This is a genomic window from Ottowia sp., assembly GCF_047601385.1.
Classification (GTDB): Bacteria; Pseudomonadota; Gammaproteobacteria; order Burkholderiales; family Burkholderiaceae_C; genus Ottowia.
In genome coordinates this window covers 2,033,404-2,058,347 of the sequence record NZ_JASGJP010000001.1, presented here as the reverse complement: position 1 = coordinate 2,058,347, position 24,944 = coordinate 2,033,404, and the positions used below count along the sequence as shown (strand labels likewise).

The window sequence follows — 24,944 nt, the reverse complement described above, 5'->3', positions numbered from 1 at the left end:
CTGCTGGCGTTTGTCTGGTAAGCGCTGGAGGCCGATTTGGCTTGAAACTTATCCCAGCGCGGCCTGCACGGTGTCGGCCACGTTCCGGGGCGTGAAGCCGAAGAAGTCGAACAGCACCGGCGCCGGCGCCGACTCGCCGTAGCGGTCGATGCCGACCACGGCGGCGCAGCCGTATTTCCACCAGCCGTCGGTGGCGCCCATCTCGACCGCGACGCGCGGCAGGCCGGCGGGCAGCACCGATTGCTTGTACGCCGTGGTCTGGCGGTCGAACGCGCTGGTGCTGGGCATGGAGACCACGCGCACGGCGATCTTGCGGGTGGCCAGCAGTTCCTGCGCCTTCAGCGCCAGCTGCACCTCGGAGCCGGTGGCGATGATCACGGCCTGCGCCTTCCTGCCCAGGCCGACGTCGCCCGGCTCGCTCAGCACGTAGGCGCCGCGGCTGATGTCGCCCAGGTCGCGCTTAGGAAGATAGGGCAGGTTCTGGCGCGACAGCAGCAGCGCGGTGGGGCGGTGCCGGTTCTCCAGCGCCACGGCCCAGGCGACGGCGGTCTCGGCCGTGTCGGCCGGGCGCCAGACGTCCAGGCCGGGGATCAGGCGCAGGCTGGCGGCGTGCTCGATGGACTGGTGCGTGGGCCCGTCCTCGCCCAGGCCGATGGAGTCGTGCGTGAACACGTGCACCACGCGCTGCTTCATCAGCGCCGCCATGCGGATGGCGTTGCGGCTGTAGTCGCTGAAGGTCAGGAACGTGCCGCCGTAGGGGATGTAGCCGCCATGCAGCGCCACGCCGTTCATGATGGCCGCCATGCCGAACTCGCGCACGCCGTAGTTGATGTGGCGGCCGGTGCGACCGTCCTCGGTCTTGACCACCGTGCCGTCGGCGGCGAAGCGCAGGTCGGGCGTGGCGGCGGTCTTGGTCAGGTTGGAGCCGGTGAGGTCGGCGCTGCCGCCCAGCAGCTCGGGCAGCTGCGCGGTGAAGCTTTCCAGCGCGATCTGGCTGGCCTTGCGGCTGGCCACCGTCTCGGCCTTGGTGTGCGCGGCCACGGCGGCGTCCACCGCCACCTGGGCGAAGTTCTTCGGCAGCTCGCCGGCCATGCGGCGCTGGAACTCGGCCGCCAGCCCGGGGAAGGCGCGGGCGTAGGCGCCGAAGCGCTCGTTCCAGCGCGCCTCGGCCTGGGCGCCGGCGGGGCGGGCGTCCCAGGCGGCGTAGACGGCCTGCGGGATCTCGAACGGCGCATACGGCCAGCCCAGCGCCTCGCGCGTCAGCGCGATCTCGGCCGCGCCCAGCGGCTCGCCGTGCGCCTTGGCGGTGTCCTGCCGGTTGGGGCTGCCCTTGCCGATGCGGGTGCGGCAGATGATGAGCGTCGGCCGGTCGGCGCTGGCCTTGGCCTCGCCGATGGCGCGGTCCACCGCGCCCACGTCGTGGCCGTCGATCGGGCCGATCACGTTCCACTGGTAGGCCTCGAAGCGCTCGGCCGTGTTGTCCACGAACCAGGGCGCCACCTTGCCGTCGATGCTGATGCCGTTGTCGTCGTACAGGGCGATCAGCTTGTTCAGCTTCCAGGCGCCGGCCAGCGCGCAGGCCTCGTGGCTGATGCCTTCCATCAGGCAGCCGTCGCCCAGCATCACGTAGGTGTGGTGGTCCACCACGGCGTGGCCGGGGCGGTTGAACTCGGCCGCCAGCAGCTTCTCGGCCAGCGCCATGCCCACCGCGTTGGTGATGCCCTGGCCCAGCGGGCCGGTGGTGGTCTCCACGCCGGGCGTCAGGCCCCATTCGGGGTGGCCGGCGGTCTTGCTGTGCAGCTGGCGGAAGTTCTTCAGCTCCTCCAGCGGCAGGTCGTAGCCGGTGAGGTGCAGCAGCGCATAGACCAGCATCGAGGCGTGCCCGTTGGAGAGCACGAAGCGGTCGCGGTCGGCCCAGTGCGGGTTGGCCGGGTTGTGCCGCAGGTGGCCGCCCCACAGCGCCAGCGCCATCTCGGCCATGCCCATGGGGGCGCCGGGGTGGCCGGAATTGGCCTGTTGAACGGCGTCCATCGCCAGGGCGCGGATGGCGTTGGCCATCTGGGCAGTGTCTGCCATCGGGGGCTCCAGAAGGGGAAGGTGGGGCGCGCAAAGGACGCGCGCGCGGGGGAAACCCTTGATTTTACTGAAGCCGCCGCGCCGTCCCGGTGCGGCCCTGGTCTACAGTCGCCCCATGCAGAGCCCGCGAGACACCATGCAGCCGCACGCCGTGCGGGCTTTGATCCTGGCGGCCGGCCGCGGCGAGCGCATGCGCCCGCTGACCGACCGCACGCCCAAGCCGCTGCTGCCGGTGCGCGGCCAGCCGCTGATGCAGTGGCCGCTGGCGGCGCTGCTGCGCGGTGGCGTCACCGAGGTGGTGGTCAACACGGCCTGGCTGGGCGAGCAGGTTCAGGACTATTTTGGCCTCCAGCGCTTGTCCAGTCTGCGCAAGCAGCTACGAATAGAGGAGCAAGTCGCCCTGCGCTTCTCGCCCGAGGGCGCCGACTTCGGCTACGCGCTGGAGACGGCCGGCGGCATCGTCCGTGCGCTGCCGCTGCTGGCGAACGCCGACGACGACGTGTTCTGGGTGGTGGCCGGCGACGTGTTCGCGCCCGACTTCGCCTTCACCCGCGCCGCCGCCGAGCGCTTCGCCGCCAGCGGCCGGCTGGCGCACCTGTGGCTGGTGCCGAATCCGCCGCACAACCCGAAGGGGGATTTCGGCTTGTCGGCCGATGGACTGGCCCTGAACGAGGCGCCCGTGCTCCATACGTTCAGCACCTACGCGCTCTATCGCCGCGCGCTGTTCGAGCCCCCCTGGTGCGACATCCTGCCCGGCAACCCGCAGGGCACGGCCGCGCCGCTGGCGCCGCTGCTGCGCCGCGCCATCGCGGCGGGCCAGGTCAGTGCCGAGCTGTACACCGGCGCCTGGACCGATGTCGGCACGCCCGAGCGGCTGCATCAGCTCGGCGCTTGATCGCCCGGCCAGCCGAAGAACGCCAATACCTCGGCGCGCCGCGCCAGCGTGTCGGCTCGCCCCAGCGCCATCAGCTCGCGCGTGAAGCCGCCGTCGAACAGCAGGTAGCTGGCCAGCGCCGACGACTGCGCGGCCTCGCTGGGCGCGGGCTGCGCCGGGTGGCCCAGCGCGCGGCGCAGCACGGGGGGCAGCGCCTGCACGTGGCGCGCGGCGATGGCGTCGATGCGCTCCGACGGCGAGATCACCAGCAGACTCAGCGGCCGCAGCGCCGTGCCGCCCAGCGCATCGGGCGGGATCAGCGCCAGCGTGTGGTTGATGCGCTCGGCGCGCTCCACGTCCACCGCCAGCGCATCCAGGAAGATGCTGGTCAGCGCGTGCCCGGCGATCTGCGCCAGGCTGGGCGGGCCGGCATAGGTGTTGGGCGGCGTGTCGCCGGCCGGCTCGTGCAGGCGGCCAGAGCCCACCACCAGGATGCGGTCCGCGCCCAGGTGGATGGCGGCGGAGATGGGCGCGGTCTGGCGCATCGAGCCGTCGCCGAAGTACTCGACGTGGTCGCCGTGCGGGATGGCGGTGGCCGGGAACACGAACGGAATCGCCGACGAAGCCAGCAGGTGCGCGTGCGTCACCGGCGCCGGCACGGCCCGCCGCTGCGAGCGCGTCCACGGCAGCATCGGCCGCGCCGACTGGTAGAAGGTGACGTGCTCGCCCGTGTTGTAGCTGGAGGCCGTCACCGCCAGCGCCTCCAGATGCCCGGCCGCCAGCAGCGCGGGCAGGCGCTCCAGCGGCACCAGCCGCGCCAGCAGCTCGGCCAGCGGTGCACTGTCCAGCAGCGACCGCGGCTGGTGCCGGCGCCAGCGCGCCAGCAGGCGCGCCAAGCCCATCAGCATGCGCCAGCGGCCGGGCGCGTCGAGCAGCGCCAGCGGTGCGGTGCGGTAGACCTGCTCGGTCGTGAAGCGCCGCCAGGTGCCCGCCATGCGGCGCACGGCGCCGTCGAAGTCGTCCGCGCCGCAGGCCAGCGCCGCCGCGTTGATGGCACCGGCCGAGGTGCCGGTGATCACCCCGAACGGGTTGCCCGCGCGCCGGCCCAGCGCGGCGCGCTTCAGCTGCGCCACGGCTTGCAGCACGCCCACCTGGTAGGCCGCGCGCGCGCCGCCGCCGGTGAGCAGCAGGCCGGTGCGGGCGGTTGGCGGTTCGGTCGGGGCGGGGCGCGTCATCGCTCTAGACTATCCCGCATTTGGCCCCCACACTCGCGCCATGTCCGAGGAGAAGATCGCGTTCTACAAAGGCCCCGCCGGCGGCTGGGGCGCGCTGCGCGGCGTGACGAACGCGCTGCTGCGGCAGGACATCCCCGTCAAGGGCGCGAAGACGCTGCTCGCGGCCAACCAGCCCGGCGGCTTCGACTGCCCCGGCTGCGCGTGGCCCGACCGCAATCACCATTCCAGCTTCGAGTTCTGCGAGAACGGCGCCAAGGCCGTGGCCGCCGAGGCCACCGCGCGCCGCGCCGGGCCCGAACTGTTCGCGCAGCACACGGTGAGCGAGCTGGCCGCGCAGAGCGACTTCTGGCTGGAAGGCCAGGGGCGTCTCACGCATCCCATGATGTACGTCGCGGCGACCGACCGCTACGTGCCGATCGAATGGGACGCCGCCTTCGCGTTGATCGCGCGCCACCTGAACGCGCTGCCCGACCCCGACCAGGCCGTCTTCTACACCTCCGGCCGCACCAGCAACGAGGCCGCCTTCCTCTACCAGCTGTTCGTGCGCCAGTTCGGCACCAACAACTTCCCCGACTGCTCGAACATGTGCCACGAGCCCAGCGGCTCGGCCATGACGCCGCAGATCGGCGTCGGCAAGGGCACGGTGACGCTGGACGACTTCACGCGCGCCGACGCCATCTTCATCTTCGGCCAGAACCCCGGCACCAACCACCCGCGCATGCTGGGCGAGCTGCGCGCGGCGCACAGGCGCGGCGCGCGCATCGTCAGCTTCAACCCGCTGCGCGAGCGCGGGCTGGAGCGCTTCCAGGACCCGCAGGACAAGCGCGAGATGGCGACGCTGGGCGCCACGCCCATCAGCACGCACTACTTCCAGCTGCGCATCGGCGGCGACCTGGCCGCCGTCAAGGGCCTGATGAAGCACGTGCTGGAGCAGGAGGACGCGTGCCCCGGCACGGTGCTGGACCACGCCTTCATCGCCGCGCACACCACCGGCTTCGACGCCCTGGCCGCCGACCTGCGCGCCGAGCGCTGGGACGTGCTGGCCGCCGAGTCGGGCCTCACCGAAGCGCAGCTGCGCAGCGCCGGCGACGTCTATATCGGCGCCGGCAGCGCCATCGTCTGCTGGGGCATGGGCATCACGCAGCACTCGCACTCGGTGGCCACCATCCAGATGCTGGTCAACCTGCTGCTGCTGCGCGGCAACCTGGGCCGCCCCGGCGCCGGCGCCTGCCCGGTGCGCGGACACAGCAACGTGCAGGGCGACCGCACCATGGGCATCTGGGAGAAGCCGCCCGCCGCGTTGCTCGACCGGCTGCAACAGGTCTTCGGCTTCGCGCCGCCGCGCCGGCACGGCGTGGACACGGTGGAGGCCATCCGCCTGATGCGCGATGGCGGCGCCCGCGTGTTCTTCGCCCTGGGCGGCAACTTCGCCGCCGCCACGCCCGACACGTACGAGACATGGAAAGCGCTGCGCCGCTGCGAGCTGACGGTGCACGTCGCCACCAAGCTCAACCGCAGCCACGTGGTGCACGGGCGCGCCGCGCTGATCCTGCCCTGCCTGGGCCGCACCGAGATCGACGTGCAGGCCGGCGGCCCGCAGGGCGTGACGGTGGAGGACTCGATGAGCATGGTGCACCTCTCCAGCGACATCAACCCGCCGGCGTCGGAACACCTGCTGTCGGAGCCGGCCATCGTCGCCCGGCTGGCCGCGGCGACCGTGGGCGCGCGCAGCCAGGTGCCCTGGCTCTGGCTGGTCGAGGACTACGCCCGCATCCGCGACCTGATCGAGCGGGTGTTCGACGACTTCAAGGACTTCAACGCCCGCCTGGCGGCGCCGGGGGGCTTCCGCCTGCGCAACCGCGCCAGCGAGCGCGTGTGGGCCACGCCCTCGGGCAGGGCCGCCTTCGTGCCGCACCCGGTGCCGCGCGACACGCCGGCGCACCGCGCGCGGGCGCGGCTGCGCGATGCGGTCGTCTTCACGCTGCTGACCACGCGCTCGCACGACCAGTACAACACCACCATCTACGGCATGGACGACCGCTATCGCGGCGTCTATGGTCAGCGGCGCGTGGTCTTCATCCACCCCGAGGACATCCGCGCCCTGGGCCTGAAGGACGGCGACTGGGTGGACATCAGGACCGTGTGGGACGATGGGCAGGAGCGCTGCGCCGAGAGGTTTCGGTTGGTCGCCTACGATATCCCGCGCGGCAACCTCGCCGCCTACTACCCGGAGACGAACCCGCTGGTGCCCTTGTCGGCCACCGCCATCGTGGCGGGCACGCCGACCTCCAAGTCGATCCCGGTCGTGTTGGTGCCGCACGCCTGATGGACGCGCTGTCCGCCGCCCTGCTGCGCGAGCTGGCCGCCGGGCCCGACGGCGCCGCCGTCTCGCTGCCGCGCCTGGTCAAGCGCCTGGCGCAGGGCGCCAGCGTGCTGATGCGCCAGCTCGCGCTGATGGGCGAGGCTTCTGTTGGCGGCACGCCCGGTCCGGGTTGGGTCAACGTCGCGCTGGAAGACGGCCGCTGGCTGGCGCGGCTCACCCCCGCCGGCCGTGCCGCGGCGCAGGGCCTGCACGACGGTGGCGCGACGGAGATGCCGGCGCTCGTGCCCGTGCAAGTGGAAGAGGCCGTGCTGGCGCGGCCGCCCGTGCGCCGCGCCGACCTGCTGGCCGCCGAGGTGCCCGTGGCCCTGGTGTTCAACGGCATCGGCCACGCGGTGATGATGGCCACGCCGCTCGACCTGGCCGACTTCGCGCTCGGCTTCGCGCTGAGCGAGGGCCTGCTCGACGAGGCCGCGCAGTGCTACGGCATCGACGTGCACGCCATCGACGGCGCCCCGGCCGGGCTGCCGCCGGGCACGGACGCGGTGGAGGTGCGGCTGGAGATCGCCACCGGCTGCTTCGAGCGCCTCAAGCAGCGCCGCCGCAGCCTGGCCGGCCGCACCGGCTGCGGCGTGTGCGGCGTGGAGAGCCTCGCCGCGCTGGACCTGGCCACGCCCGGGCGGCCGCCGCGCGACTGGGCGGCGGCGATCGACCTGCCCGTGGTGCTGCGCGCCTTCGATCAACTGGCGCCGCGCCAGGCGCTGAACGCGCAGGCCGGCACGCTGCACGCCGCCGCCTGGGCCGGCCTGGACGGCACGCTGACCGACGTGCTGGAGGACGTGGGCCGCCACAACGCGCTCGACAAGCTGCTGGGCCGCCTGGCGCGCCAGCGGCGCCTGGCCGAGCCCGGCTTCGTGCTGCTGTCCAGCCGCGGCAGCCACGAGCTGGTGCGCAAGTGCGCGCGCCTTGGCGTGGCAGCACTGGCGACGATTTCCGCCCCCACCGCGCTGGCGGTTCAGTTGGCCGAACAGAGCGGGATGCAGCTGTGGGGCATGTGCCGGGCACCGCGCGGGGTGCGGTACACGCCGCGCTGAGCCCGCATCGGCTATCGTTCCATCCATGAACCCCGACACCCCGATCTACGCCGCCCGCCGCGCCCGCGCCGCTGCCCAGCTGGGCGAAGGCGGCATCGCCATCGTGCCCACGGCGCCGGTGCAGATGCGCAACCGCGACGCGGACTTTCCGTACCGCCACGACAGCTACTTCTACTACCTGACCGGCTTCACCGAGCCCCACGCCTGGCTGGTGCTGACCGCCGACGGGCGCAGCACGCTGTTCTGCCAGCCCAAGGACCTGGAGCGCGAGATCTGGGACGGCATCCGCCTGGGCCCCGAGGCCGCGCCCGCCGCGCTGGGCGTGGACGAGGCTTTCTCGGTTGACGAGCTGGACCAGCGCCTGCCCCAACTGCTGGAGAACCGCGCCACCGTCTGGTACCCCTTCGCCACCCACGCCGGGCTGGAGGGCCGCATCGACGGCTGGCTGGGCAAGGTGCGCGCCCGCGTGCGCTTCGGCGCGCTGGCGCCCGAGGCGCAGCGCGACCTGTGCGCGGTGCTGGACGAGATGCGCCTGGTCAAGGACGCGCACGAGCTGGGCCTGATGCGCCGCGCCGCGCTGATCAGCGCCGGCGCCCACGTGCGCGCCATGCAGCGCAGTGCCCGCATGCTGCGTGCCGGCCAGGAGGTGTGCGAGTACCACCTGGAGGCCGAGCTGCTGCACGAGTTCCGCCAGCACGGCGCGCAGTTCCCCGCCTACGGCAGCATCGTCGCCGCCGGCGCCAACGCCTGCGTGCTGCACTACCGCGCCGACCGCGCGCCCGTGCGCGCCGGCGAGCTGGTGCTGATCGACGCCGCCTGCGAGCTGGACGGCTACGCCAGCGACATCACCCGCACCTTCCCGGCCGACGGCAAATTCACCGGCCCGCAGCGCGTGCTCTACGAGCTGGTACTGGCCAGCCAGCAGGCCGCTGTGGACGCCACGCGGCCCGGCGCGCGCTTCACCGATCCGCACGAGGCCACCGTCAAGGTGCTGACGCAGGGTATGCTCGACCTGGGCCTGATCGACAAGGACCAGCACGGCACGCTCGACGACGCCATCGCCCGCCGCGCCTACTTCGCCCACTACATGCACCGCACCAGCCACTGGCTGGGCATGGACGTGCACGACTGCGGCAGCTACGTCGAGCCTTCGGAAGTCGGCCAGGTGAGCGAGCGGCGCGACCCGCTCTCGGGCGAACTCATCAAGGACCGGCCCGCCCGCATCCTGCGGCCCGGCATGGTGCTGACCATCGAACCCGGCCTGTACGTGCGGCCCAGCGAGAAGGTACCCAGGGAGTTCTGGAACATCGGCATCCGCATCGAGGACGATGCCGTCGTCACCGACGGCGGCTGCGAGCTGATCACGCGCGGCGTGCCGGTCGATCCGGGCGCCATCGAGGCGTTGATGGGGGATTGAGTTCGTGGAGGCGCCGTCGGCCGCACGCACGTCCCGGCCCACGGCGGCCCGTCCTCACGGCATCCGCGCAACCACCTCCGCCACCGCGGCGGTGAGCTTCTTCGCATACGGCACGTGCAGGAACTCGTTCGGCCCGTGCGCGTTGCTCCTGGGCCCCAGCACGCCGCAGACCATCATCTGCGCCGTCGGGAAGCCCTCGCTCAACTGGCTCATCAGCGGAATGGTGCCGCCCTGCCCGATGTAGCCGCAGGGCGCGCCGAAGTGGGCCTGCGAGGCCGCATCCAGCGCCTGCGCGAACCACGGCGCCGAACCGGGCGCGTTCCAGCCCGTGGCGCCGCCGCCGCTCTCGAACGTGACGCGGGCCTGGTAGGGCGCGTTGTCCTCCAGCAGGCGCTTGAGCTCCTGCACCGCCTGCGCGCCGTCCACCACGGGCGGCAGCCGCAGGCTGAGCTTGAACGCGGTGGAGGGGCGCAGCACGTTGCCGGCGTCCTGCAGCGGCGGCAGGCCCTCGGCGCCGGTGACGCTGAGGGTGGGCCGCCAGGTGCGCGCCAGCAACGCATCCACCGGGTCGGCCGTCATCGGCAGCACGGACTGCTCGCGGCCGCCGCAGTCGTAGTGCACCCACGGGAAGCGCCTGAACAGGTCGTCGCCCAGGATCGCCGCCGTGGCCCGGGCCTGCTCGACGCGCTCGGCGGGAATCTCGCAGTGGAAGCTGGCCGGCAGCAGGCGGCCGGTGGCGCTGTCTTCCAGCCGGTCGAGCACCTGCCGCAGGATGCGGAAGCTGCTGGGCACCAGGCCCGAGGCGTCGCCCGAGTGCACGCCCTCGGTCAGCACCTCCACCTTCAGCGTGCCGCTGACCATGCCGCGCAGGCTGGTGGTCAGCCAGAGCTGGTCGTAGTTGCCGGCGCCGGAGTCCAGGCACACCACCAGGCCCACGTCGCCCAGGCGCGGGCGCAGCGCGTCGATGTAGGGCAGCAGGTCGGGCGAGCCGCTCTCCTCGCTGGTCTCGATCAGGCCGACGATGCGCGGGTGCGGCACCTGCTGGCTCTTGAGCGCCTGCACGGCGGCGATGGCGGCATAGACCGCGTAGCCGTCGTCGGCGCCGCCGCGGCCGTAGAGCCTGCCGTCCTCGTACTTGGGCGTCCAGGGGCCGAGGTCGGCGCGCCAGCCGTTGAACTCGGGCTGCTTGTCCAGGTGGCCGTACATCAAAACGGTTCCCCCCACGCTCTCCGCTTCGCGTGGTTCGCTGCCCCCCGAGGGGGCCTTCGCACCTTGGGGCGGCCCGGCGGTGCTCACCGTCTGCGTGGCGCCCGGCTTGGTGCCGTCGATCTCGAAGAAGATCACCGGCGTGCGCGCGCCGAGGCGCACCACCTCCAGCTTGAGGCCCGGCACCTTCTGCGCCTCGACCCATTGGGCGGCGCTGCGCACCACGCTGTCGATGTAGCCGTGCTGCGCCCAGTCGGGGTCGAAGCCGGGGGACTTGGCCGGCACGGCGATGTAGTCGGTCAGCTGGCGCAGGATGTCGCCGTCCCATTGGGCGTCGATCTGGCGCTGCGTGGCGGCTGCGTCCAGGGCGGGCGCCAGTTCTCGGTGCAGGGGTGCGTTCATGGTGGGCGCTCCTTGTGGTGGGGGTTCAGCGGGCAACTGTACGCCCGTGCCGAGCACGCTGCCGGCCGCGCGGCCGCGGCTGGCTATAGTGGCCGGCATGAAGAACGCCCTCGCCCCCTTCCCCATCACCCGCAAGTGGCCGGCGCGCCACCCGGACCGCTTGCAGCTCTACTCGCTGCCCACGCCCAACGGCGTGAAGGTGTCGATCATGCTGGAGGAAGCCGGCCTGCCCTATGAGGCGCACCGCGTGGATTTCGCCACCAACGACCAGACGTCGCCCGAGTTCCTCTCGCTCAACCCCAACAACAAGATCCCGGCCATCCTCGACCCCGACGGGCCGGGCGGCAAGCCGCTGGCGCTGTTCGAGTCCGGCGCCATCCTGCTCTACCTGGCCGGCAAGACGGGGCAGCTGCTGCCGCGGGACGTGGCGGCGCGCTACGAGACGCTGCAATGGGTGATGTTCCAGATGGGCGGCATCGGCCCCATGTTCGGCCAGCTCGGCTTCTTCCACAAGTTCGCCGGCAAGGACTACGCCGACAAGCGCCCGCGCGAGCGCTACGCCGCCGAAAGCGCGCGCCTGCTCGGCGTGCTGGACGGCCACCTGAAGGGCCGCGCCTGGATGATGGGCGACGACTACACCATCGCCGACATCGCCATCTTCCCCTGGGTGCGCAACCTGGTCGGCTTCTACGACGCCGGCAGGCTGGTGGAGTTCGAGCGCTTCGCCGAAGTGCAGCGCGTGCTCGACACCTTCGCCGCCCGCCCCGCCGTGCAGCGCGGGCTGCTGGTGCCGGCGGCGCCGTAGGTTTACAAGCCTTTTGGGCCTCCAGCGCCCGTCCATCAAGCGCTGGTAGCTATATAAAACATAGCTAAACCAGGTCATCGGCCATCGCGGCTGGCGGCCTGACGGCATCAGCGTAAAAAACTTCCGGCGGCACAACCCTCGCACCGTGCGAGGGTTTCTACAGTGCGAGCCATGCGAACCTCCGAACTCGCCGCCGCCACCGGCCTGTCCGTGCACCGGCTGCGGCGCTACGCCGACCAGGGGCTGCTGCAATCCACGCGCGGGCCGGGCGGCTACCGCCGCTTCGGCGCGCAGGCGGTGCGCGACGCGCGCTTCATCGCCATGGCGCGCGACATCGGCTTCTCGCTGGCTGACCTGGCCGATCTGCTGCCGCGCTACCGCGCCCGCACGCTCACCATCGACGAGATGATCGAGCGCCTGCAAGCGCGCATCGCCGCCGTCGATGCCGCCATCGCCGAGCAGCAGGCGCTGCGCGCGCGGCTGGTGGACCACGTCGCCTGGTTCGAGGGGCGCAAGCGCCAGGCCGTGTCCCCGCCCACCTCCGTTTTTCAACACCAAAGGAAATCCCGTGGACCATGACGCTTTGCAAAAGCGAGCGCAGCTCGTGCTGGCCATGCCCGCCGCGCAGACCCTGGGCCTGCGCTTCGACCGCCTCGCGCCCGGCGAGGTGGATCTGACGCTGCCCTACCAGGACGCCTTCAGCTTCCGCCCCGGCCAGTTGCAGGCCACGCCCATCTTCGCGGCGGCGGACTTCGCGGCCGTGGCGGCGGCCGGCACGCTGCTGCCGCCGGGCTGGGCCAACGCCACCATCGACTGCACGCTGAAGATCGTCGGCCCCGCCGGCGGCGACCGGCTGGTGGCGCGCGGGCGCGTGCTGCACGCCGCCAGGCTGCTCACCGTGGCCGAGGCGCGGGTCTACGCCTGCCGTGGCGGCGAGGAGGCGCTGTGCGCCACGCTGCTGGCCACCGCGCGCAACCTGCCGCCGGCCGGCGAAGGTGCACGCCCATGAGCGCGCCGGACCGTCGGCGCGCGGCACGGGCGGCAGTCCGGTGAACGCCCCGGCGCCGAGCGCGCGAAGGAACCTCGGGCCGGCGCGGCCGCGCTTAGGATGAAGCCGTGAGGGCCGGCGCCTGTACCACCCGGCGCGAGCGCAGGAAGAAGCCGACCACCTGCCACACCACGAATCCCCCGACCAGCGCGAACAGGCTCCCGCTGATCGGCCGCGTGACGAAGACCGAGAAACTGCCCCGGCTCAGCAGCATCGCGCGGCGAAAGTTCTCCTCCAGCATCGGCCCCAGGATGAAGCCCAGCATCAAGGGCGCCGGGTCCAGCTGCAGCCGCATCATCGCGTAGCCCAGCAGGCCGAACGCGGCGGTGATGAACACGTCGTCCAGGTTGTTGTTGATGCTGTAGGTGCCGATGCAGCAGAAGAACAGGATCGCCGGGAACAGCACGTCGTACGGGATCTTGAACACCGACAGCCAGTAGCGCACCAGAGGCACGTTCAGCACCACCAGGAACACGTTGCCCACCCACATGCTGGCCACCAGCCCCCAGAACAGCTCGGGGTGGCCGGCGATCATGTTGGGGCCGGGCTGAACGCCCTTGATGATGAAGGCGCCCATCATCAGCGCCATGACGGCGTTCTCGGGGATGCCGATGCTCATCAGCGGGATGAAGCTGGTGCGCGCGGCCGCCTCGTCGGCCGCCGCCTGCCCGGCCACGCCCTCGATGACGCCGGAGCCGATTTCGCGCCGGTACTTGCTGACCTTCTTGTCCAGCGCGTAGGCGGCGAACTGCGCGATGGTCGGGCCGCCGCCGGGCAGGATGCCCAGCAGCGAGCCGACGACGCTGCCGCGCAGCGCACTGGGGATGATGCGCTTGAACTCGGGCCAGGTCGGCATCAGCTTGATCTTGCCGTTGAAGGGCGAGCGGTTCTCGTGCGAGTCGAGGTTCTTGGTGATCTCGGCGATGCCGAAGCACCCCAGTGCCACGCTGATCAGGCCCACGCCGTCGGCCAGGAAGGGCAGGTCGAACGTGAAGCGCTGCATGCCGCTGTTGACGTCGGTGCCGATGGTGCCCAGCAGCACGCCGATCATGCACATCGCCAGGCCGTTGAGCATGCTGCCGGTGGTGACGAAGCTCACGCTGACGAAACCCACCATCATCATCGCGCAGTACTCGGCCGGGCCGAAGAGGAACGCCACCTCGCCCAGCACCGGCGCCAGCCAGGCCAGCACCACGATGGCGACCGTGCCGCCGATGAAGCTGGAGATGCCGGCGGTGAACAGCGCCAGCCCCGTCTTGCCCTTGAGCGTCATCGCATAGCCGTCGATGCAGGCCACGATGGAGCTGGCGTGCGGGATCTTCATGGTGATCGCGCTCACGCTGTCGCCGTACTGCGCCCCGTAGTAGATGCCGGCCAGCATGATCAGCGCGCCGGTGGTGGGGATGGAGTACGTCAGCGGCAGCAGCAGGCTGATGGTGGCCAGCGGCCCCAGGCCGGGCAGCAGGCCCACCAGGGTGCCCACCACGCAGCCGATGGCGCAGTACATCAGGTTCTGCAGGGTGAGCGCGTGCTCGAACCCGAAGGCGAGGTTGTGCAGGACGTCCATCAGTAGAGCGGCAGGTTGAGGCCGAGGAGCTTCTCGAATCCGACGGCGATGAGCACCAGCGCGGCGGCGATCTTGGCGCTGCGCCAGGCCGAGAACGAATCGCCCGCCAGCGAGGCGCAGAACACCATGAACACGATGCCGACGATCATGTTGACGAAGTGCGAGAGCAGCGCGAAGCCGCACAGCGCGACGAGGATCAGCGAGATGTTCTTGATCTGCGGCTTCATCGGCTCGGGCGGCAGCAGGCGCGACTGGATCAGGGTCGCCACGCCGATGACCAGCAGCATGCCGCTGACCATCAGCGGGAACAGGCCCGGCCCGGCGCGGTCGAACCCGCCTACCGGATAACGCAGCGACGCGCCGGCGAACACCAGCGAGATGGCCACGAGGAACAGCCCCCGCAGCAGGTTTCGGTTGTTCATGGGCTCGTCTCTCCTCCGCGCGCTGGTTGTGGCGGCGGGCGCACCCCTTGCGCCGCGCCTGGGAAGCGATGTTCCCAGCGATCGCGCGCGGAAACCTTGCTGCAAGCTGAACTCGCCCGCCACGCCTGCGGCCGGCGCTGGACTAAGCTATGCGCGCCATGTACATCCTGCTCGTCGAGGACGATCCCGAGCTCGCCGAATCCACCTCGCGCGCCCTGCGCTCGCAGGGCTGGAAGGTGGACGTCTCGGCGCGGGGCGAACCCGTGCCGCGCTCGGTCAAGCAAGACGCCTACGACCTGGTCATCCTCGACGTCGGCCTGCCGGGCATCGACGGCTTCGAGACGCTGCGCCGCCTGCGCGAGCAAGGCAGCCGCACGCCGGTGCTGATGCTGACCGCGCGCGACGCCGTCGAGGACCGCGTGCGCGGCCTGGAAGGCGGCGCCGAGGACTACGTCGTCAAGCCCTTCGCACTGGCCGAGCTGCTGGCGCGCGTGCGGGTACTGGAGCGCCGCGCCCGCCGCCGCGACGGCGACACCCTGCAGATGGGCGCGCTGCGGGTGGACCTGGACGGCCGGCGCGCCGCCATCGACGGCCAGCCTCTCGATCTGTCGGCGCGCGAATGGGAGGTGCTGGCGTTCATGCTCGCGCGCGCGGGCAAGATCGTGTCCAAGGACGACCTCATGCGATCGATCGCCGGCTGGGACGAGCTGATGTCCGAGAACGCGATCGAGGTCTACGTGTCCCGGCTGCGCGGCAGGATCGAGCCGGCGGGGCTGCGCATCCGCACCATCCGCGGCCTCGGCTACCTGATGGAGGAGCGGCCGCCGGCCGGGTGAACGCGATGAGCGCCGCCCGGCCGCCCGAAGGCGCGAAGACCCCCTTGGGGGGCAGCGAACCACGCGCAGCGGGGAGCGTGGGGGCCCGATGAGCGCCGCCCGGCCGCCCGAAGGCGCGAAGACCCCCTTGGGGGGCAGCGAACCACGCGCAGCGGGGAGCGTGGGGGCTCGATCCACAGCGCCCGACTCGCTGCGCGTACGGCTGACGCGCGCCGTGCTGCTGCCGCTGCTGGCCATCCTGCCGCTGGCGGCGTACCTGCAGTTCTCGTTCGTGGTCAAGCCGGCGATCGACGCCTTCGACCACGAGCTGGGCGACACCGCCCTGGCGCTGGGCAACCTGCTGCGCGTGGACGCCGCGGGGCAGCCCGGGCTGGACATCAACCCGCAGACCGAGCATGCGCTGCGCACCGACCGCAGCGATCGGCTGTACTTCGCCGTGCTGACCCCGGAGCACGGCCTGCTGGCGGGCGACCCGCAGCTGTTGCAGCCGGCGCTGGCGCCGCCGGCAGGCGGCGCGCCGGTTTTCAGCCAGCTGCGGCTGGGCCCGACCGATGTGCGCCTGGTCCAGCTGGCCGCGCCCTGCGGCGCGGCGGCGTGCGAGGTGCGCGTGGCCGAGACGTTGAACAAGCGCGTCGCCGCGCGCCGCGCGGCCCTGCTGGCGGTGCTGGCGCCGATGTCGCTGCTGGCGGCGGCGCTGGCGCTGGTCGCGCTGGGCGGCATCCGGCGCGGCCTGCAGCCGCTGCACGCGCTGGGCACCGAGCTGGCGGAGCGTTCGCTGGACCGGCTCGACCCGGTGGACAGCGCCTCCGCCGTGGCCGAGATCCGGCCGCTGATCGAGTCCATCAACCGGCTGTTCGAGCGGTTGCGGCGGGCCTCGGCGGTGCAGCAGAACTTCATTGCCGCCGCCGCGCACCAGCTGCGCACGCCGCTGACCTCGCTGCGCACCGAGGCCGAGCTGGCGCTGCTGGAGACGCATCCGCCCGCCCTCACGCCCACGCTGGCGCGCCTGTCGTCGGCCAGCGAGCGCGCCGCGCGCGTGGCCTCGCAGCTGCTGGTGCTGGCGCGCACCGAGTCGCCCGGCACCGAGCAGATGCTGGACACGGATCTGAAGGCCATCGCCGCCGACGCGGCCGAGGACTGGGTGCGCCAGGCCTCGCACCGCGCCGTTGACCTGGGCTTCGAGCTGGCGAACGCACCGGTGCGCGGCCGGCCCATGCTGCTGGCCGAGCTGGCCGGCAACCTGGTGCACAACGCCTTCGAGTACGCCGGCGCCGAGGCGCGCATCACGGTGCGCACGCGGCAGGCGGCCGATGGCCGCGGCGTGCTGGAGGTGGAGGACGACGGCCCCGGCATCGCGCCAGAACATCGCGCCCGCGTGCTGCGGCGCTTTCAGCGCGGCCCCGGCGCGCCGGGCCGGGGCAGCGGCCTGGGGCTGTCCATCGTGCACGACATCGCGATCGGCCACGGGGCCGAGCTGATGCTGCTGGACGCCCGCCCGCCGGGGCGGCAGGCGCGTGCGGGGCTGCTGGTGCGCGTGGTGTTCCCGGCGGTGGCGCCCGAGTCGCGGCGCTGAGGCGCGGACGCGTTTGCGGATCCATATGTTTTTTGGCCTCCAGCGCTTGCTGGGCAAGCGCTGGCAGCTACTGAATTCGCAGCAATTCGGCGCTGCGGCGCGTCACCACGGCCACCAGCGCCTGGCCGCCGGGCAGCGTGATCTCCGCCTCGTCGTTGACGGCGCCGCGCTCGACGCTTGCCTGCGACAACCTGGTTGACCTCGCCCGAGCCGCGCAGCTCCTTTCCCTTGTCCGTTCTTCCCGCAACGGCGCAGACCTACCCTGCTTGGCCAATCAGGCTGGTCCTGGGGCAAGCGGCAGGCGGGGCTGTTGACACTGTCGCTCCTCGACGAGAACAGCGTGGGCATCGGCAGCCAACTGCCCCAATGCGGCCATGTTCGATTCCGGCGGTTCCTGGGCCTCTCGGATGACGACAAGGCGAACATCGCCGACCTGATCCGGTCGTACCTCTTGCAGGCATGAGAAAGGGCGCTTGGACCGGCACCGGCGCTAACTGGCTGCCATGCGCCCAACTTGGTGGATTCCCGGTTTCTTTTGCGTTGAATTCCCGGAGGTTTTCGCGTCCGCTCAGGGGTGCCTCCGGTCGATGGTTGCTATTTGAAATATAGCCCCCGGCGCTTGATGGGCGGGCTCTGGAGTTCAATTTGACTGTAAATCTTCAGCGCGGTCCCCGCGGCGCCAGCTCCACTTGCAGGCCCTCGGGCAGCACGCGCAGCGCGCCCACGCCGAGGCCCAGGTTGCGCGCCAGGTCCAGCTGCTCGGCCGGAAAGCGGTAGATCACCAGGTCGGCCAGCAAATGCTCGGCCAGGCGCGGCGCGTATTGCGACACCAGCTGCTGCTGCGCGCGCGGCAGCTGGTCGATGGCCAGGCGGTTCACCCGCGCGTCGGCCATGCGGATGGCGCCCTGCGGGGCGTCGAAGCGCAGGCCGTAGTCCAGGTCCAGGCCGCCGGTGTAGCGTCCGCCGGCGAGGCGCTCGACGAGCGCCAGGTCGAACGCCGTCGCCAGCCGGTTGCTGGCTGGCAGCAGCGACAGGCGCGGCGACAGCAGCGAGAGCTCGGCCAGCCCGCCGAAGCTGCGCGTGTACGGGAACTGGCTGGCCAGCAGCTGGTTGAGGCGCTGCGCCGACAGCAGCTGCGTGCGCACGCCGCCGCCGGCCGCGCAGGCGCCGAGCGCGGGCAGCAGCGCGCCGAGCAGGCTGGCGCCGGCCAGGCGGTGGCAGCGGCGGCGAGAGAGATCGAAAGTGGAGTCCATGCGGGGCATGATGCCAGCCCGCGCGGCCGGCCGGCGTAACCGGGCGTCAGCCGGCGGCGCGCAGCCAGCCCAGCCCGCGCGAGGTGCCGCCGGGCTCGGCGCCGCGCTGAGGGCGGTATTCGCAGCCGACCCAGCCCTGCCAGCCGCACTGCGCGGCCACTTCGTCGATCACGCCGAACAGGTAGGCGCAGTTCAGCTCGCCCTGGTCCGGTTCGTGCCGCTCGGGCACGCCCGCCACCTGGAAGTGGCCCACGCGCCCGGTCGGCAGGTACTGGCGGATCTTGGTCGCCACGTCGCCCTCGACCACCTGGCAGTGGTACAGGTCGAACTGCACCTTGAGGTTGGGCATGCCCACTTCCCGCACGATGGCGTGCGCCTCGTCCTGCCGGTTGAGGAAGAAGCGCGGCATGTCGCGCGGGTTGATGGGCTCGATCAGCACGTCGCAGCCGGCGGCCCGGGCCTGCTCGGCGGCCCAGCGCAGGTTGCTCACATAAACGGAGCGTGCAGCGCTTATCTGACCTGCGCTGGCGGCCTCAGGGAGCAAGCCCGCCATGCAGTGGATGCGCGGGCAGTCCAGCGCCTGAGCGTAGCGCAGCGCCCATTGCACGCCGGTGCGGAACTCGGCTTCGCGCCCCGCCACGCTGGCGGTGCCACGCTGGCCGTCGGCCCAGGCCCGCTCGAAGCCGGCGGCATCACTGCCGCCCGGCGGCGCGTTGAAGAGCACCTGGCGCAGGCCGTGCGCGCGCAGGCGCGCGGCCAACTCCTCGGCCGGCCAGGCGTAGGGGAACAGGTACTCGACCGCCTCGAAGCCGTCGCGCGCGGCGGCCTCGAAGCGGTCGAGGAAAGGCAGCTCCGGGTAGAGCAGGCTCAGGTTGGCGGCGAAGCGGGGCATGGCGGCTCAGGGTTGCGGCGGTTCGGCCGCCGGCCGGCCGATGGACTCGTAGCGCAGCCCATGGCGCGCGACGGCGGCGGGCTCGTACAGGTTGCGGCCGTCGAAGACGACGCGGTCCTTCAGCAGCCGCGCCATCTGCGCGAAATCGGGCACGCGGAACTGCTTCCACTCCGTCACGATCACCAGTGCGTCGGCACCCTCCAGCGCCTGCGTGGGCGTCTCGCACAGCACCAGGTCGGGGCGCTCGCCGAACAGGCGGCGCGCTTCATGAATCGCCACCGGGTCGTGCGCGCGCACCTGCGCGCCGGCCGCCCACAGCGCGGCCAGCAGGGCGCGGCTGGGGGCCTCGCGCATGTCGTCGGTCTCGGGCTTGAAGGCCAGGCCCCAGACGGCGATGGTCTTGCCTTGCAGCCGGCTGCCGTAGTGCGCGGCGATGCGCTCGGCCAGCACCTGGCGCTGCGCGTCGTTGCGGCGCTCCACCGCCTCCAGCACCTCGGGCGCGAAGCCGACCGAGCGCGCGGTGTGGATCAGCGCCTTCACGTCCTTCGGGAAGCAGCTGCCGCCGTAGCCCACGCCGGGGTAGATGAAGTGGTAACCGATGCGCGGGTCGCTGCCGATGCCGCGGCGCACGGCCTCCACGTCGGCGCCCAGGCGCTCGGCCAGGTTGGCGATCTCGTTGATGAAGCTGATCTTGGTGGCCAGCATGGCGTTGGCGGCGTACTTGGTCAGCTCGGCGCTCTTCACGTCCATCACGACGATCTTGTCGTGGTTGCGGTTGAAGGGCGCGTACAGCTCGCGCAGCTGGCGCTCGGCCGCCGCGCTGGCGGTGCCGATGACGATGCGGTCGGGCCGCTTGCAGTCGGCGACGGCGGCGCCTTCCTTCAGGAATTCGGGGTTGGAGACGACCTCGAACGGGATCCGCGCGCCGCGCCCGGCCAGCACGGCGCGCACCGCATCGGCCACCTTGTCGGCCGTGCCCACCGGCACGGTGGACTTGTTGACGATGGTCCTGGGCGCCGCCATGTGGGTGGCGATGGTGCGCGCCACGGCCAGCACGGCGGCCAAGTCGGCGCTGCCGTCCTCGTCGGGCGGGGTGCCGACGGCCAGGAAGATCAGCTCGCCGTGCGCCACGCCCTCGGCCGCGCCGGTGGTGAAGCGCAGGCGACCGGCGGCCTGGTTGTCCGCCACCAGCGGCGCCAGGCCGGGCTCGTGGATGGGGATGCGGCCGGCCTGCAAGGCGGCCACCTTGGCGGCGTCGATGTCCACGCAGACCACATCGTGGCCGACGTCGGCCAGCACGGCCCCTTGAACCAGACCGACGTAGCCGGTGCCGAAGACGGTGACTTTCATACCTTGTAGAACTCTCTGTACCAGCGCACGAAGCGCGCCACGCCCTCGCGCACCGGCGTGGCGGGCGCGAAGCCCACCCAGGCGGCCAGCGCCGAGGTGTCGGCCGCCGTGCTGTGCATGTCGCCCGGCTGAATGGGCAGCATGCGCTTGTCGGCGGTGATGCCCAGCGCCGACTCGATGGCCTCGATGTAGTCCATCAGCACCGTGGGCTGGCGGTTGCCGATGTTGAAGATACGGTACGGCGCGCTGCTGGTGCCGGGGTTGGGCGCCATCGGGTCGTAGGCGGGGTCGGGCGTGGCGGGTTTGTCGAGCACGCGCAGCACGCCCTCCACGATGTCGTCGATGTAGGTGAAGTCGCGCACCAGCCGGCCGTGGCCATAGACGTCGATGGGCTCGCCGGCCAGCATGGCGCGCGTGAACTTGAACAACGCCATGTCCGGCCGCCCCCAGGGGCCGTACACCGTGAAGAAGCGCAGGCCGGTGGCGGGCATGCCGTCCAGATGGGCGTAGCTGTGGGCCATGACCTCGTTGGCCTTCTTGGTGGCGGCGTAGTAGCTGACCGGGTGGTCCACGGCGTCGCGCTCGCTGTAGGGCAGCCTGGCGTTGCCGCCGTACACGCTGGAGCTGCTGGCGAAAACGAGGTGTTCGACTTGCGCCGCGCGGCAGCCTTGCAGCACGTGGCCGAAGCCGAGGAGGTTGGCGTCGGTGTAATCATGAGGCTGGTCGATGGAGTAACGCACGCCCGCCTGCGCCGCCAGGTGCAGCACGCGCGTGGGCTTGACGCGGGCGAACAGCTCCGCCATGCCGGCGCGGTCGGCCAGGTCGAGCCGCTCGAAGCGGAAGGCGGGGTGGGCGGCGAGGCGCGCCAGGCGCGCTTCCTTCAGCGCCGGGTCGTAATAGGCGTTGAGGTTGTCGATGCCCACCACCTGCTCGCCCCGCGCCAGCAGGCGCTCGGCGCAGTGCAGGCCGATGAAGCCGGCGCAGCCGGTGACGAGGATCACGCTCATTTCTTCTCCGCTCCGGCCGGGTGCCAGACGTAGCGGTAGACCGCCGGCGGCGTGCCGGCGCGCACCATGCGCAGGGGCAGTTCGATGACGCTGGCCGCCGCGCCGGGCGCGGCCTGCCGCCACCAGCCGGGCTCGCCGCGGTCGTCGCGCGAGATCAGCAGCCAGCCGGTGCCGGCGGCGCGCGCGGCGGCGGCGCTGGCGGCCACGCAGGCGGGCACGTTCTCCTCGCCGGCGGCGCAGGCGGCCACCGTGGCGCGCGGGAAGCGCGTGCGCAGCGTGCCGGCCATCATGTGGTCGGCGGCGACGATGCGGCCCTGGCCGTCGTAGCCGGCGGCGCGCAGCGCCTCGCCGAGCGCCGCCGCCGGGTGGTTCAGCTCGTCCACCTGGCCGCGCAGCCCGCTGAACCAGGGCCGCACGCCGGCCGCCACCAGCATGACCAGGGCCAGCGCCACCACGGCGCCGGTGAAGCGCCCGCCGCGCGGGTGGCTTTGCAGCTCGGGCCGCGCCGCGAACGCCGCCAGCGGCACCACGCACAGCAGCGGCACCACCCAGCGGCCCTTGAAGTCGGTGACGCCGGCCAGCAGCACCATGCCCAGCAGCGCCAGCGCGACCAGCAGCAGGTAGCGCATGAACACGCGCTGCGCCCAGGGTGCTGCCGGCGCAACGGGCCCGCGCCACCAGGCTGAACGAAACGCCCACAGCGCGACCAACGCCCACAGCCCCAAGGTGCCGGCATACACGTCGAGCAGGCTGAGCAGGCCCTTGCTCCATCCGCGCTCGGGCTGGATCTGCATCTTGCCCAGCGTGCCGGTGGTGGCCTCGCCCAGGTGCGACAGCAGCCAGGTGGCGTGCGGCGCCACCACCAGCGCGCCCACCACCGGCGCCCACCACCAGCCGCGCCCCAGCAGGGCGCGGCGCGCCTCGGGCACCGACAGCGCCGCCACCAGCATGGCGCCGGCGACCAGCGCGAAGCTGTACTTGGCCAGCAGGCCGAGCCCGCACACCAGGCCCAGCCAGGCGAAATCGGCCGGCCGGGGGCGCCGGACGATGCGCAGCAGCAGCCACCAGGCGCCGCAGGTCATGGCCGCCACCAGCACGGTGTGGGTCTGGTCGCGGATCGAATACCAGCCCAGCGGCGGCAGCAGCATCAGGCTGGCGGCGGCCCACCAGGCGCCGCGCGGGCCCAGCAGCGCGCGGCCGGCCAGCCACATCAGCGCATAGGCCAGCGCCAGCAGCGCGTGCTTGAGCAGCGACAGCGCCAGCACGCTGGGGCCGAAAAGCCGGTTCATGCCCCATTGCAGCCAGGTGTAGAGCGGCGGCTGCGCCCCGTAGCCCAGTTGCAGCTGCTGCGACCACAGCATCTGCTCGGCCTCGTCCCACTTCAGCGCGGGCGACACCGCCACCCGCACCGCCACGTGCGCCGCCGCCAGCAGCAGCAGCCAGACCAGGGGATGGGCGATGGGTGGGCGCAGGTCGATGGCGCGGGGGGCGTCGAGGGCGGTCATGCGGGGCAGGGCACAATCTTTTGATTATCCGATCCGCCGCGCCGCCCATGCCCCCCCCCCCCCCCGCGTACCGCGGCGCCCGATGTCTCCATCGTGGTGCCCATCTACAACGAGGTCGAGAACCTGCCCGACCTGGTGGCGCGCATCGCCCAGGCCATGGCCGGGCAGCCGCTCGGCTTCGAGCTGCTGGCGGTGGACGACGGCTCCACCGACGGCAGCCGCGCCAAACTGCGCGAGCTGGCAGCGAGCCACCCCTGGCTGCGCCCGGTGTTCCTGGCGCGCAACTACGGCCAGTCGAGCGCCTTGCAGGCCGGCTTCGACCGCGTGCGCGGCCGCTACGTGGTCACGCTCGATGCCGACCTGCAGAACGAGCCCGGCGACATCCCCCTGCTGCTGCAACGCCTGGAGACCGACCCCGACGTGGACATGGTCAGCGGCTGGCGCAAGGACCGGCAGGACGCCGAGCTGTCGCGCAAGCTGCCCTCGCGCATCGCCAACCGGCTGATCTCCGGCGCCACCGGCGTGCACCTGCACGACTACGGCTGCGCGCTGAAGGCGTACCGCCGGCCCATCATCGACCGCATCCGCCTGTACGGCGAGCTGCACCGCTTCATTCCCTCGCTGGCCAAGGAGGCCGGCGCGCGCATCGCCGAGGTGCCGGTGCGCCACCACGCGCGCACGCGCGGCGTGTCCAAGTACGGCATCGACCGCACCTTCCGCGTCATCCTCGACCTGATCCTGATCGTCTTCTTCATGCGCTACCGCCAGCGCCCGCTGCACGCCTTCGGCGGGCTGGGCCTGTGGCTGGCGGCGCCGGGCGCGCTGATCCTGTTCTGGCTGCTGGTGCAGAAGCTGTTCGGCGAGGACATCGGCGGCCGGCCGCTGCTGCTGATAGGCGTGATGCTGCTGCTGATGGGCGTGCAGCTCATCGCCGCCGGGCTGATCGGCGAGCTGCTCATGCGCATCTACCACGAGGCCGGCGGCGCGCCGCAGTTCCATGCCGAGGAAGTCGTGCCGGATTCCGAGCCAAATCAGCCTCCAGCGCCCGCCAGACAAGCGCAAGCAGCTTCTGATTTAATAGCGTGAAGCGCGCGCGCAAGGCCCTGCTGCGCGGCCTGGCCGGGCTGCTGCTGCTGGGCGCGGTGCTCTGGCTGGCCGAGCCGGCGCGCGTGCTGGGCCAGCTGCGCCAGGCGCATCCCGGCTGGCTGCTGGCGGGGCTGCTGGCGGCCGTCGCGTCCAACCTGGTCTCCGCCCTGCGCTGGCGCGCGCTGGCGCGCTGGCTGGGCGCCGACGTGGGCGTGCGCGACGCCTGCCGCTGGTACTTCCAGGCCATCGGGCTGAACGCGCTGCTGCCGGGCGCCGTGGTCGGCGGCGACGTGTACCGCGCCGTGGTGCTGCGCCGCGCCGGGCAGGACGCGCGGGCGGCGGGCTGGTCGGTGGTGCTCGACCGCGTGAGCGGTCTGTGGATGCTGTGCGCCATCGGCGGCCTGGGCGCCGCCGCCTGCGCGCCCGCGCTGGGCGCCGCGCTGCGCGTGCCGCCGGCCGCCCTGGCCGCGCTGGCGCTGGCCGGCACGCTGCTGTGGCTGGCGCTGCCGTGGTGCCTGCCGTGGCTGCTGCGCCGCGTGGGCGGCGGCGGGGCGGGGCCGCTGCGGGCGGTGGCCGGGCGGCCCGACTTCGGCGCCCAGCTGCGCTGGCAGGTGCTGGCCTCGGCCGCGGTGCAGGTGCTGTCGGCGGCGGCGCTGGCGGCCGGCGCGCTGGCGCTGGGCGTGCGGCAGCCGCCGGCGGTGTGGGCCTTCGCCATCGCGCCGGTGTTCCTGATGGCGGCGCTGCCGGTCAGCGTGGGCGGCTGGGGCACGCGCGAGGCGGCGGCGGTGGCGGCGCTGGCGCCCTTCGGCGTGGCGGCGCCGGCCGCCGTGGGCGTGGGGATGATCTACGGCCTGTACGGCATCGCGCAGGGCGCGCTGGGCGCGCTGGCGTTCGGGCTGCCGGGGCGGGCGGCTTCCGATTGAGCGCCGAATCGGGCGCTGACGCTTGTCTGGCGTGTGCTGAAAGCGGTTCTTCG

Annotated in this window: 23 protein-coding genes; 12 read left to right on the top strand and 11 right to left on the bottom strand. The window is 72.4% G+C overall.

Translation table 11 applies throughout. From position 1 onward, the window contains the following. Nucleotides 1–48: 48 nt before the first annotated feature. Nucleotides 49–2,076, bottom strand: coding sequence for a transketolase (gene tkt, locus QM772_RS09995; protein ID WP_415135990.1), 2,028 nt, complete (start codon nucleotides 2,074–2,076; stop codon nucleotides 49–51). Between the two features lie 115 nt (nucleotides 2,077–2,191). Here tkt and QM772_RS09990 point away from each other — a divergent pair, with 115 nt between their 5' ends. Continuing rightward, the gene (locus QM772_RS09990; protein ID WP_415135988.1) at nucleotides 2,192–2,971 is read left to right on the top strand and encodes a nucleotidyltransferase family protein; all 780 of its coding nucleotides are present in this window, start codon (nucleotides 2,192–2,194) and stop codon (nucleotides 2,969–2,971) included. Here the strand turns inward: QM772_RS09990 and QM772_RS09985 are convergent. After that, entirely contained in the window at nucleotides 2,956–4,185 is a 1,230-nt protein-coding gene (locus QM772_RS09985; protein WP_415135986.1) for a patatin-like phospholipase family protein, read from the bottom strand. The two genes, QM772_RS09990 and QM772_RS09985, sit on opposite strands and share 16 nt — an antisense overlap. Before the next feature lie 40 nt (nucleotides 4,186–4,225). Between QM772_RS09985 and QM772_RS09980 the strand changes: the two genes are divergently transcribed. The 3 genes from QM772_RS09980 to QM772_RS09970 all read left to right on the top strand — a co-directional run bounded on the left by QM772_RS09980 (nucleotide 4,226) and on the right by QM772_RS09970 (nucleotide 9,016). Next, nucleotides 4,226–6,511 (top strand): FdhF/YdeP family oxidoreductase, encoded by a 2,286-nt coding sequence (locus QM772_RS09980; protein WP_415135984.1) that lies wholly within the window; start codon nucleotides 4,226–4,228, stop codon nucleotides 6,509–6,511. Between the two features lie 266 nt (nucleotides 6,512–6,777). Next, nucleotides 6,778–7,599, top strand: a complete 822-nt coding sequence (fdhD, locus tag QM772_RS09975; protein ID WP_415139544.1) for a formate dehydrogenase accessory sulfurtransferase FdhD — start codon at nucleotides 6,778–6,780, stop codon at nucleotides 7,597–7,599. 25 nt (nucleotides 7,600–7,624) lie between these two features. Then, nucleotides 7,625–9,016 carry an aminopeptidase P N-terminal domain-containing protein gene (locus QM772_RS09970; protein WP_415135982.1) on the top strand — a complete coding sequence of 464 codons (1,392 nt, stop codon included), beginning with the start codon at nucleotides 7,625–7,627 and terminating at the stop codon, nucleotides 9,014–9,016. A gap of 54 nt (nucleotides 9,017–9,070) precedes the next feature. Here the strand turns inward: QM772_RS09970 and QM772_RS09965 are convergent, their stop codons facing one another. After that, nucleotides 9,071–10,624 carry a M20/M25/M40 family metallo-hydrolase gene (locus QM772_RS09965; RefSeq protein WP_415135980.1) on the bottom strand — a complete coding sequence of 518 codons (1,554 nt, stop codon included), beginning with the start codon at nucleotides 10,622–10,624 and terminating at the stop codon, nucleotides 9,071–9,073. Between the two features lie 97 nt (nucleotides 10,625–10,721). Here QM772_RS09965 and QM772_RS09960 point away from each other — a divergent pair, with 97 nt between their 5' ends. From QM772_RS09960 to QM772_RS09950, 3 genes are all read left to right on the top strand, one after another. Then, nucleotides 10,722–11,429, top strand: coding sequence for a glutathione S-transferase N-terminal domain-containing protein (locus tag QM772_RS09960; protein ID WP_415135978.1), 708 nt, complete (start codon nucleotides 10,722–10,724; stop codon nucleotides 11,427–11,429). A 171-nt stretch (nucleotides 11,430–11,600) separates the two neighbouring features. Then, complete coding sequence (locus QM772_RS09955; RefSeq protein ID WP_415135976.1) at nucleotides 11,601–12,008, top strand: MerR family transcriptional regulator; 408 nt, start codon at nucleotides 11,601–11,603, stop codon at nucleotides 12,006–12,008. 34 nt (nucleotides 12,009–12,042) lie between these two features. Then, the gene (locus QM772_RS09950) at nucleotides 12,043–12,438 is read left to right on the top strand and encodes a PaaI family thioesterase (protein ID WP_415139542.1); all 396 of its coding nucleotides are present in this window, start codon (nucleotides 12,043–12,045) and stop codon (nucleotides 12,436–12,438) included. A 94-nt stretch (nucleotides 12,439–12,532) separates the two neighbouring features. On the opposite strand, the gene QM772_RS09945 is transcribed toward QM772_RS09950, so the two are convergent. Both QM772_RS09945 and QM772_RS09940 read right to left on the bottom strand, forming a co-directional pair. After that, complete coding sequence (locus tag QM772_RS09945; RefSeq protein ID WP_415135974.1) at nucleotides 12,533–14,044, bottom strand: tripartite tricarboxylate transporter permease; 1,512 nt, start codon at nucleotides 14,042–14,044, stop codon at nucleotides 12,533–12,535. Then, the gene (locus tag QM772_RS09940; protein WP_415135972.1) at nucleotides 14,044–14,466 is read right to left on the bottom strand and encodes a tripartite tricarboxylate transporter TctB family protein; all 423 of its coding nucleotides are present in this window, start codon (nucleotides 14,464–14,466) and stop codon (nucleotides 14,044–14,046) included. Before QM772_RS09940 ends, QM772_RS09945 begins: the two co-directional genes overlap by 1 nt. A 158-nt stretch (nucleotides 14,467–14,624) precedes the next feature. Between QM772_RS09940 and QM772_RS09935 the strand changes: the two genes are divergently transcribed. Both QM772_RS09935 and QM772_RS09930 read left to right on the top strand, forming a co-directional pair. Continuing rightward, nucleotides 14,625–15,302 carry a response regulator transcription factor gene (locus tag QM772_RS09935; protein ID WP_415135970.1) on the top strand — a complete coding sequence of 226 codons (678 nt, stop codon included), beginning with the start codon at nucleotides 14,625–14,627 and terminating at the stop codon, nucleotides 15,300–15,302. 160 nt (nucleotides 15,303–15,462) lie between these two features. Continuing rightward, nucleotides 15,463–16,875, top strand: coding sequence for a sensor histidine kinase (locus tag QM772_RS09930; RefSeq protein WP_415135968.1), 1,413 nt, complete (start codon nucleotides 15,463–15,465; stop codon nucleotides 16,873–16,875). Nucleotides 16,876–16,942: 67 nt separating this feature from the next. Here QM772_RS09930 and QM772_RS09925 read toward each other — a convergent pair whose 3' ends face one another. After that, nucleotides 16,943–17,065 (bottom strand): TOBE domain-containing protein, encoded by a 123-nt coding sequence (locus QM772_RS09925; protein ID WP_415135966.1) that lies wholly within the window; start codon nucleotides 17,063–17,065, stop codon nucleotides 16,943–16,945. 120 nt (nucleotides 17,066–17,185) lie between these two features. Here QM772_RS09925 and QM772_RS09920 point away from each other — a divergent pair, with 120 nt between their 5' ends. Beyond that, the gene (locus QM772_RS09920) at nucleotides 17,186–17,338 is read left to right on the top strand and encodes a hypothetical protein (protein ID WP_415135964.1); all 153 of its coding nucleotides are present in this window, start codon (nucleotides 17,186–17,188) and stop codon (nucleotides 17,336–17,338) included. A gap of 196 nt (nucleotides 17,339–17,534) precedes the next feature. Here the strand turns inward: QM772_RS09920 and QM772_RS09915 are convergent, their stop codons facing one another. Genes QM772_RS09915 through QM772_RS09895 form a run of 5 tightly spaced genes read right to left on the bottom strand, consistent with a single transcriptional unit; the run spans nucleotide 17,535 to nucleotide 22,882 of the window. Next, the gene (locus tag QM772_RS09915) at nucleotides 17,535–18,128 is read right to left on the bottom strand and encodes a hypothetical protein (protein ID WP_415135962.1); all 594 of its coding nucleotides are present in this window, start codon (nucleotides 18,126–18,128) and stop codon (nucleotides 17,535–17,537) included. Nucleotides 18,129–18,174: 46 nt separating this feature from the next. Next, entirely contained in the window at nucleotides 18,175–19,020 is an 846-nt protein-coding gene (otnI, locus tag QM772_RS09910) for a 2-oxo-tetronate isomerase (RefSeq protein WP_415135960.1), read from the bottom strand. A 6-nt stretch (nucleotides 19,021–19,026) separates the two neighbouring features. Continuing rightward, the gene (locus tag QM772_RS09905) at nucleotides 19,027–20,370 is read right to left on the bottom strand and encodes a UDP-glucose dehydrogenase family protein (RefSeq protein ID WP_415135958.1); all 1,344 of its coding nucleotides are present in this window, start codon (nucleotides 20,368–20,370) and stop codon (nucleotides 19,027–19,029) included. Further along, the gene (locus QM772_RS09900; protein WP_415135956.1) at nucleotides 20,367–21,377 is read right to left on the bottom strand and encodes an NAD-dependent epimerase; all 1,011 of its coding nucleotides are present in this window, start codon (nucleotides 21,375–21,377) and stop codon (nucleotides 20,367–20,369) included. The genes QM772_RS09905 and QM772_RS09900 overlap by 4 nt, the downstream gene beginning before the upstream one ends. After that, entirely contained in the window at nucleotides 21,374–22,882 is a 1,509-nt protein-coding gene (locus tag QM772_RS09895; RefSeq protein WP_415135954.1) for a glycosyltransferase family 39 protein, read from the bottom strand. Before QM772_RS09895 ends, QM772_RS09900 begins: the two co-directional genes overlap by 4 nt. Before the next feature lie 90 nt (nucleotides 22,883–22,972). On the opposite strand from QM772_RS09895, the gene QM772_RS09890 reads away from it, so the two are divergent. Together QM772_RS09890 and QM772_RS09885 are read left to right on the top strand one after the other, a co-directional pair. Then, the gene (locus QM772_RS09890) at nucleotides 22,973–23,968 is read left to right on the top strand and encodes a glycosyltransferase family 2 protein (RefSeq protein ID WP_415139540.1); all 996 of its coding nucleotides are present in this window, start codon (nucleotides 22,973–22,975) and stop codon (nucleotides 23,966–23,968) included. Then, nucleotides 23,965–24,891 carry a lysylphosphatidylglycerol synthase transmembrane domain-containing protein gene (locus tag QM772_RS09885; protein ID WP_415135952.1) on the top strand — a complete coding sequence of 309 codons (927 nt, stop codon included), beginning with the start codon at nucleotides 23,965–23,967 and terminating at the stop codon, nucleotides 24,889–24,891. The genes QM772_RS09890 and QM772_RS09885 overlap by 4 nt, the downstream gene beginning before the upstream one ends. The last annotated feature ends 53 nt before the right edge of the window (nucleotides 24,892–24,944 follow it).

Coding starts and splice junctions, on each gene's coding strand:
- QM772_RS09945 (WP_415135974.1), bottom strand. CDS start 14,044: ATGGACGTCCTGCACAACCTCGCCTTCGGGTTCGAGCACGCGCTCACC.
- QM772_RS09970 (WP_415135982.1), top strand. CDS start 7,625: ATGAACCCCGACACCCCGATCTACGCCGCCCGCCGCGCCCGCGCCGCT.
- QM772_RS09935 (WP_415135970.1), top strand. CDS start 14,625: ATGTACATCCTGCTCGTCGAGGACGATCCCGAGCTCGCCGAATCCACC.
- QM772_RS09960 (WP_415135978.1), top strand. CDS start 10,722: ATGAAGAACGCCCTCGCCCCCTTCCCCATCACCCGCAAGTGGCCGGCG.
- tkt (WP_415135990.1), bottom strand. CDS start 2,076: ATGGCAGACACTGCCCAGATGGCCAACGCCATCCGCGCCCTGGCGATG.
- QM772_RS09905 (WP_415135958.1), bottom strand. CDS start 20,370: ATGAAAGTCACCGTCTTCGGCACCGGCTACGTCGGTCTGGTTCAAGGG.
- fdhD (WP_415139544.1), top strand. CDS start 6,778: ATGCCGGCGCTCGTGCCCGTGCAAGTGGAAGAGGCCGTGCTGGCGCGG.
- QM772_RS09980 (WP_415135984.1), top strand. CDS start 4,226: ATGTCCGAGGAGAAGATCGCGTTCTACAAAGGCCCCGCCGGCGGCTGG.
- QM772_RS09955 (WP_415135976.1), top strand. CDS start 11,601: ATGCGAACCTCCGAACTCGCCGCCGCCACCGGCCTGTCCGTGCACCGG.
- QM772_RS09900 (WP_415135956.1), bottom strand. CDS start 21,377: ATGAGCGTGATCCTCGTCACCGGCTGCGCCGGCTTCATCGGCCTGCAC.
- QM772_RS09990 (WP_415135988.1), top strand. CDS start 2,192: ATGCAGAGCCCGCGAGACACCATGCAGCCGCACGCCGTGCGGGCTTTG.
- QM772_RS09950 (WP_415139542.1), top strand. CDS start 12,043: ATGCCCGCCGCGCAGACCCTGGGCCTGCGCTTCGACCGCCTCGCGCCC.
- QM772_RS09895 (WP_415135954.1), bottom strand. CDS start 22,882: ATGACCGCCCTCGACGCCCCCCGCGCCATCGACCTGCGCCCACCCATC.
- QM772_RS09965 (WP_415135980.1), bottom strand. CDS start 10,624: ATGAACGCACCCCTGCACCGAGAACTGGCGCCCGCCCTGGACGCAGCC.
- QM772_RS09915 (WP_415135962.1), bottom strand. CDS start 18,128: ATGGACTCCACTTTCGATCTCTCTCGCCGCCGCTGCCACCGCCTGGCC.
- QM772_RS09985 (WP_415135986.1), bottom strand. CDS start 4,185: ATGACGCGCCCCGCCCCGACCGAACCGCCAACCGCCCGCACCGGCCTG.
- QM772_RS09940 (WP_415135972.1), bottom strand. CDS start 14,466: ATGAACAACCGAAACCTGCTGCGGGGGCTGTTCCTCGTGGCCATCTCG.
- otnI (WP_415135960.1), bottom strand. CDS start 19,020: ATGCCCCGCTTCGCCGCCAACCTGAGCCTGCTCTACCCGGAGCTGCCT.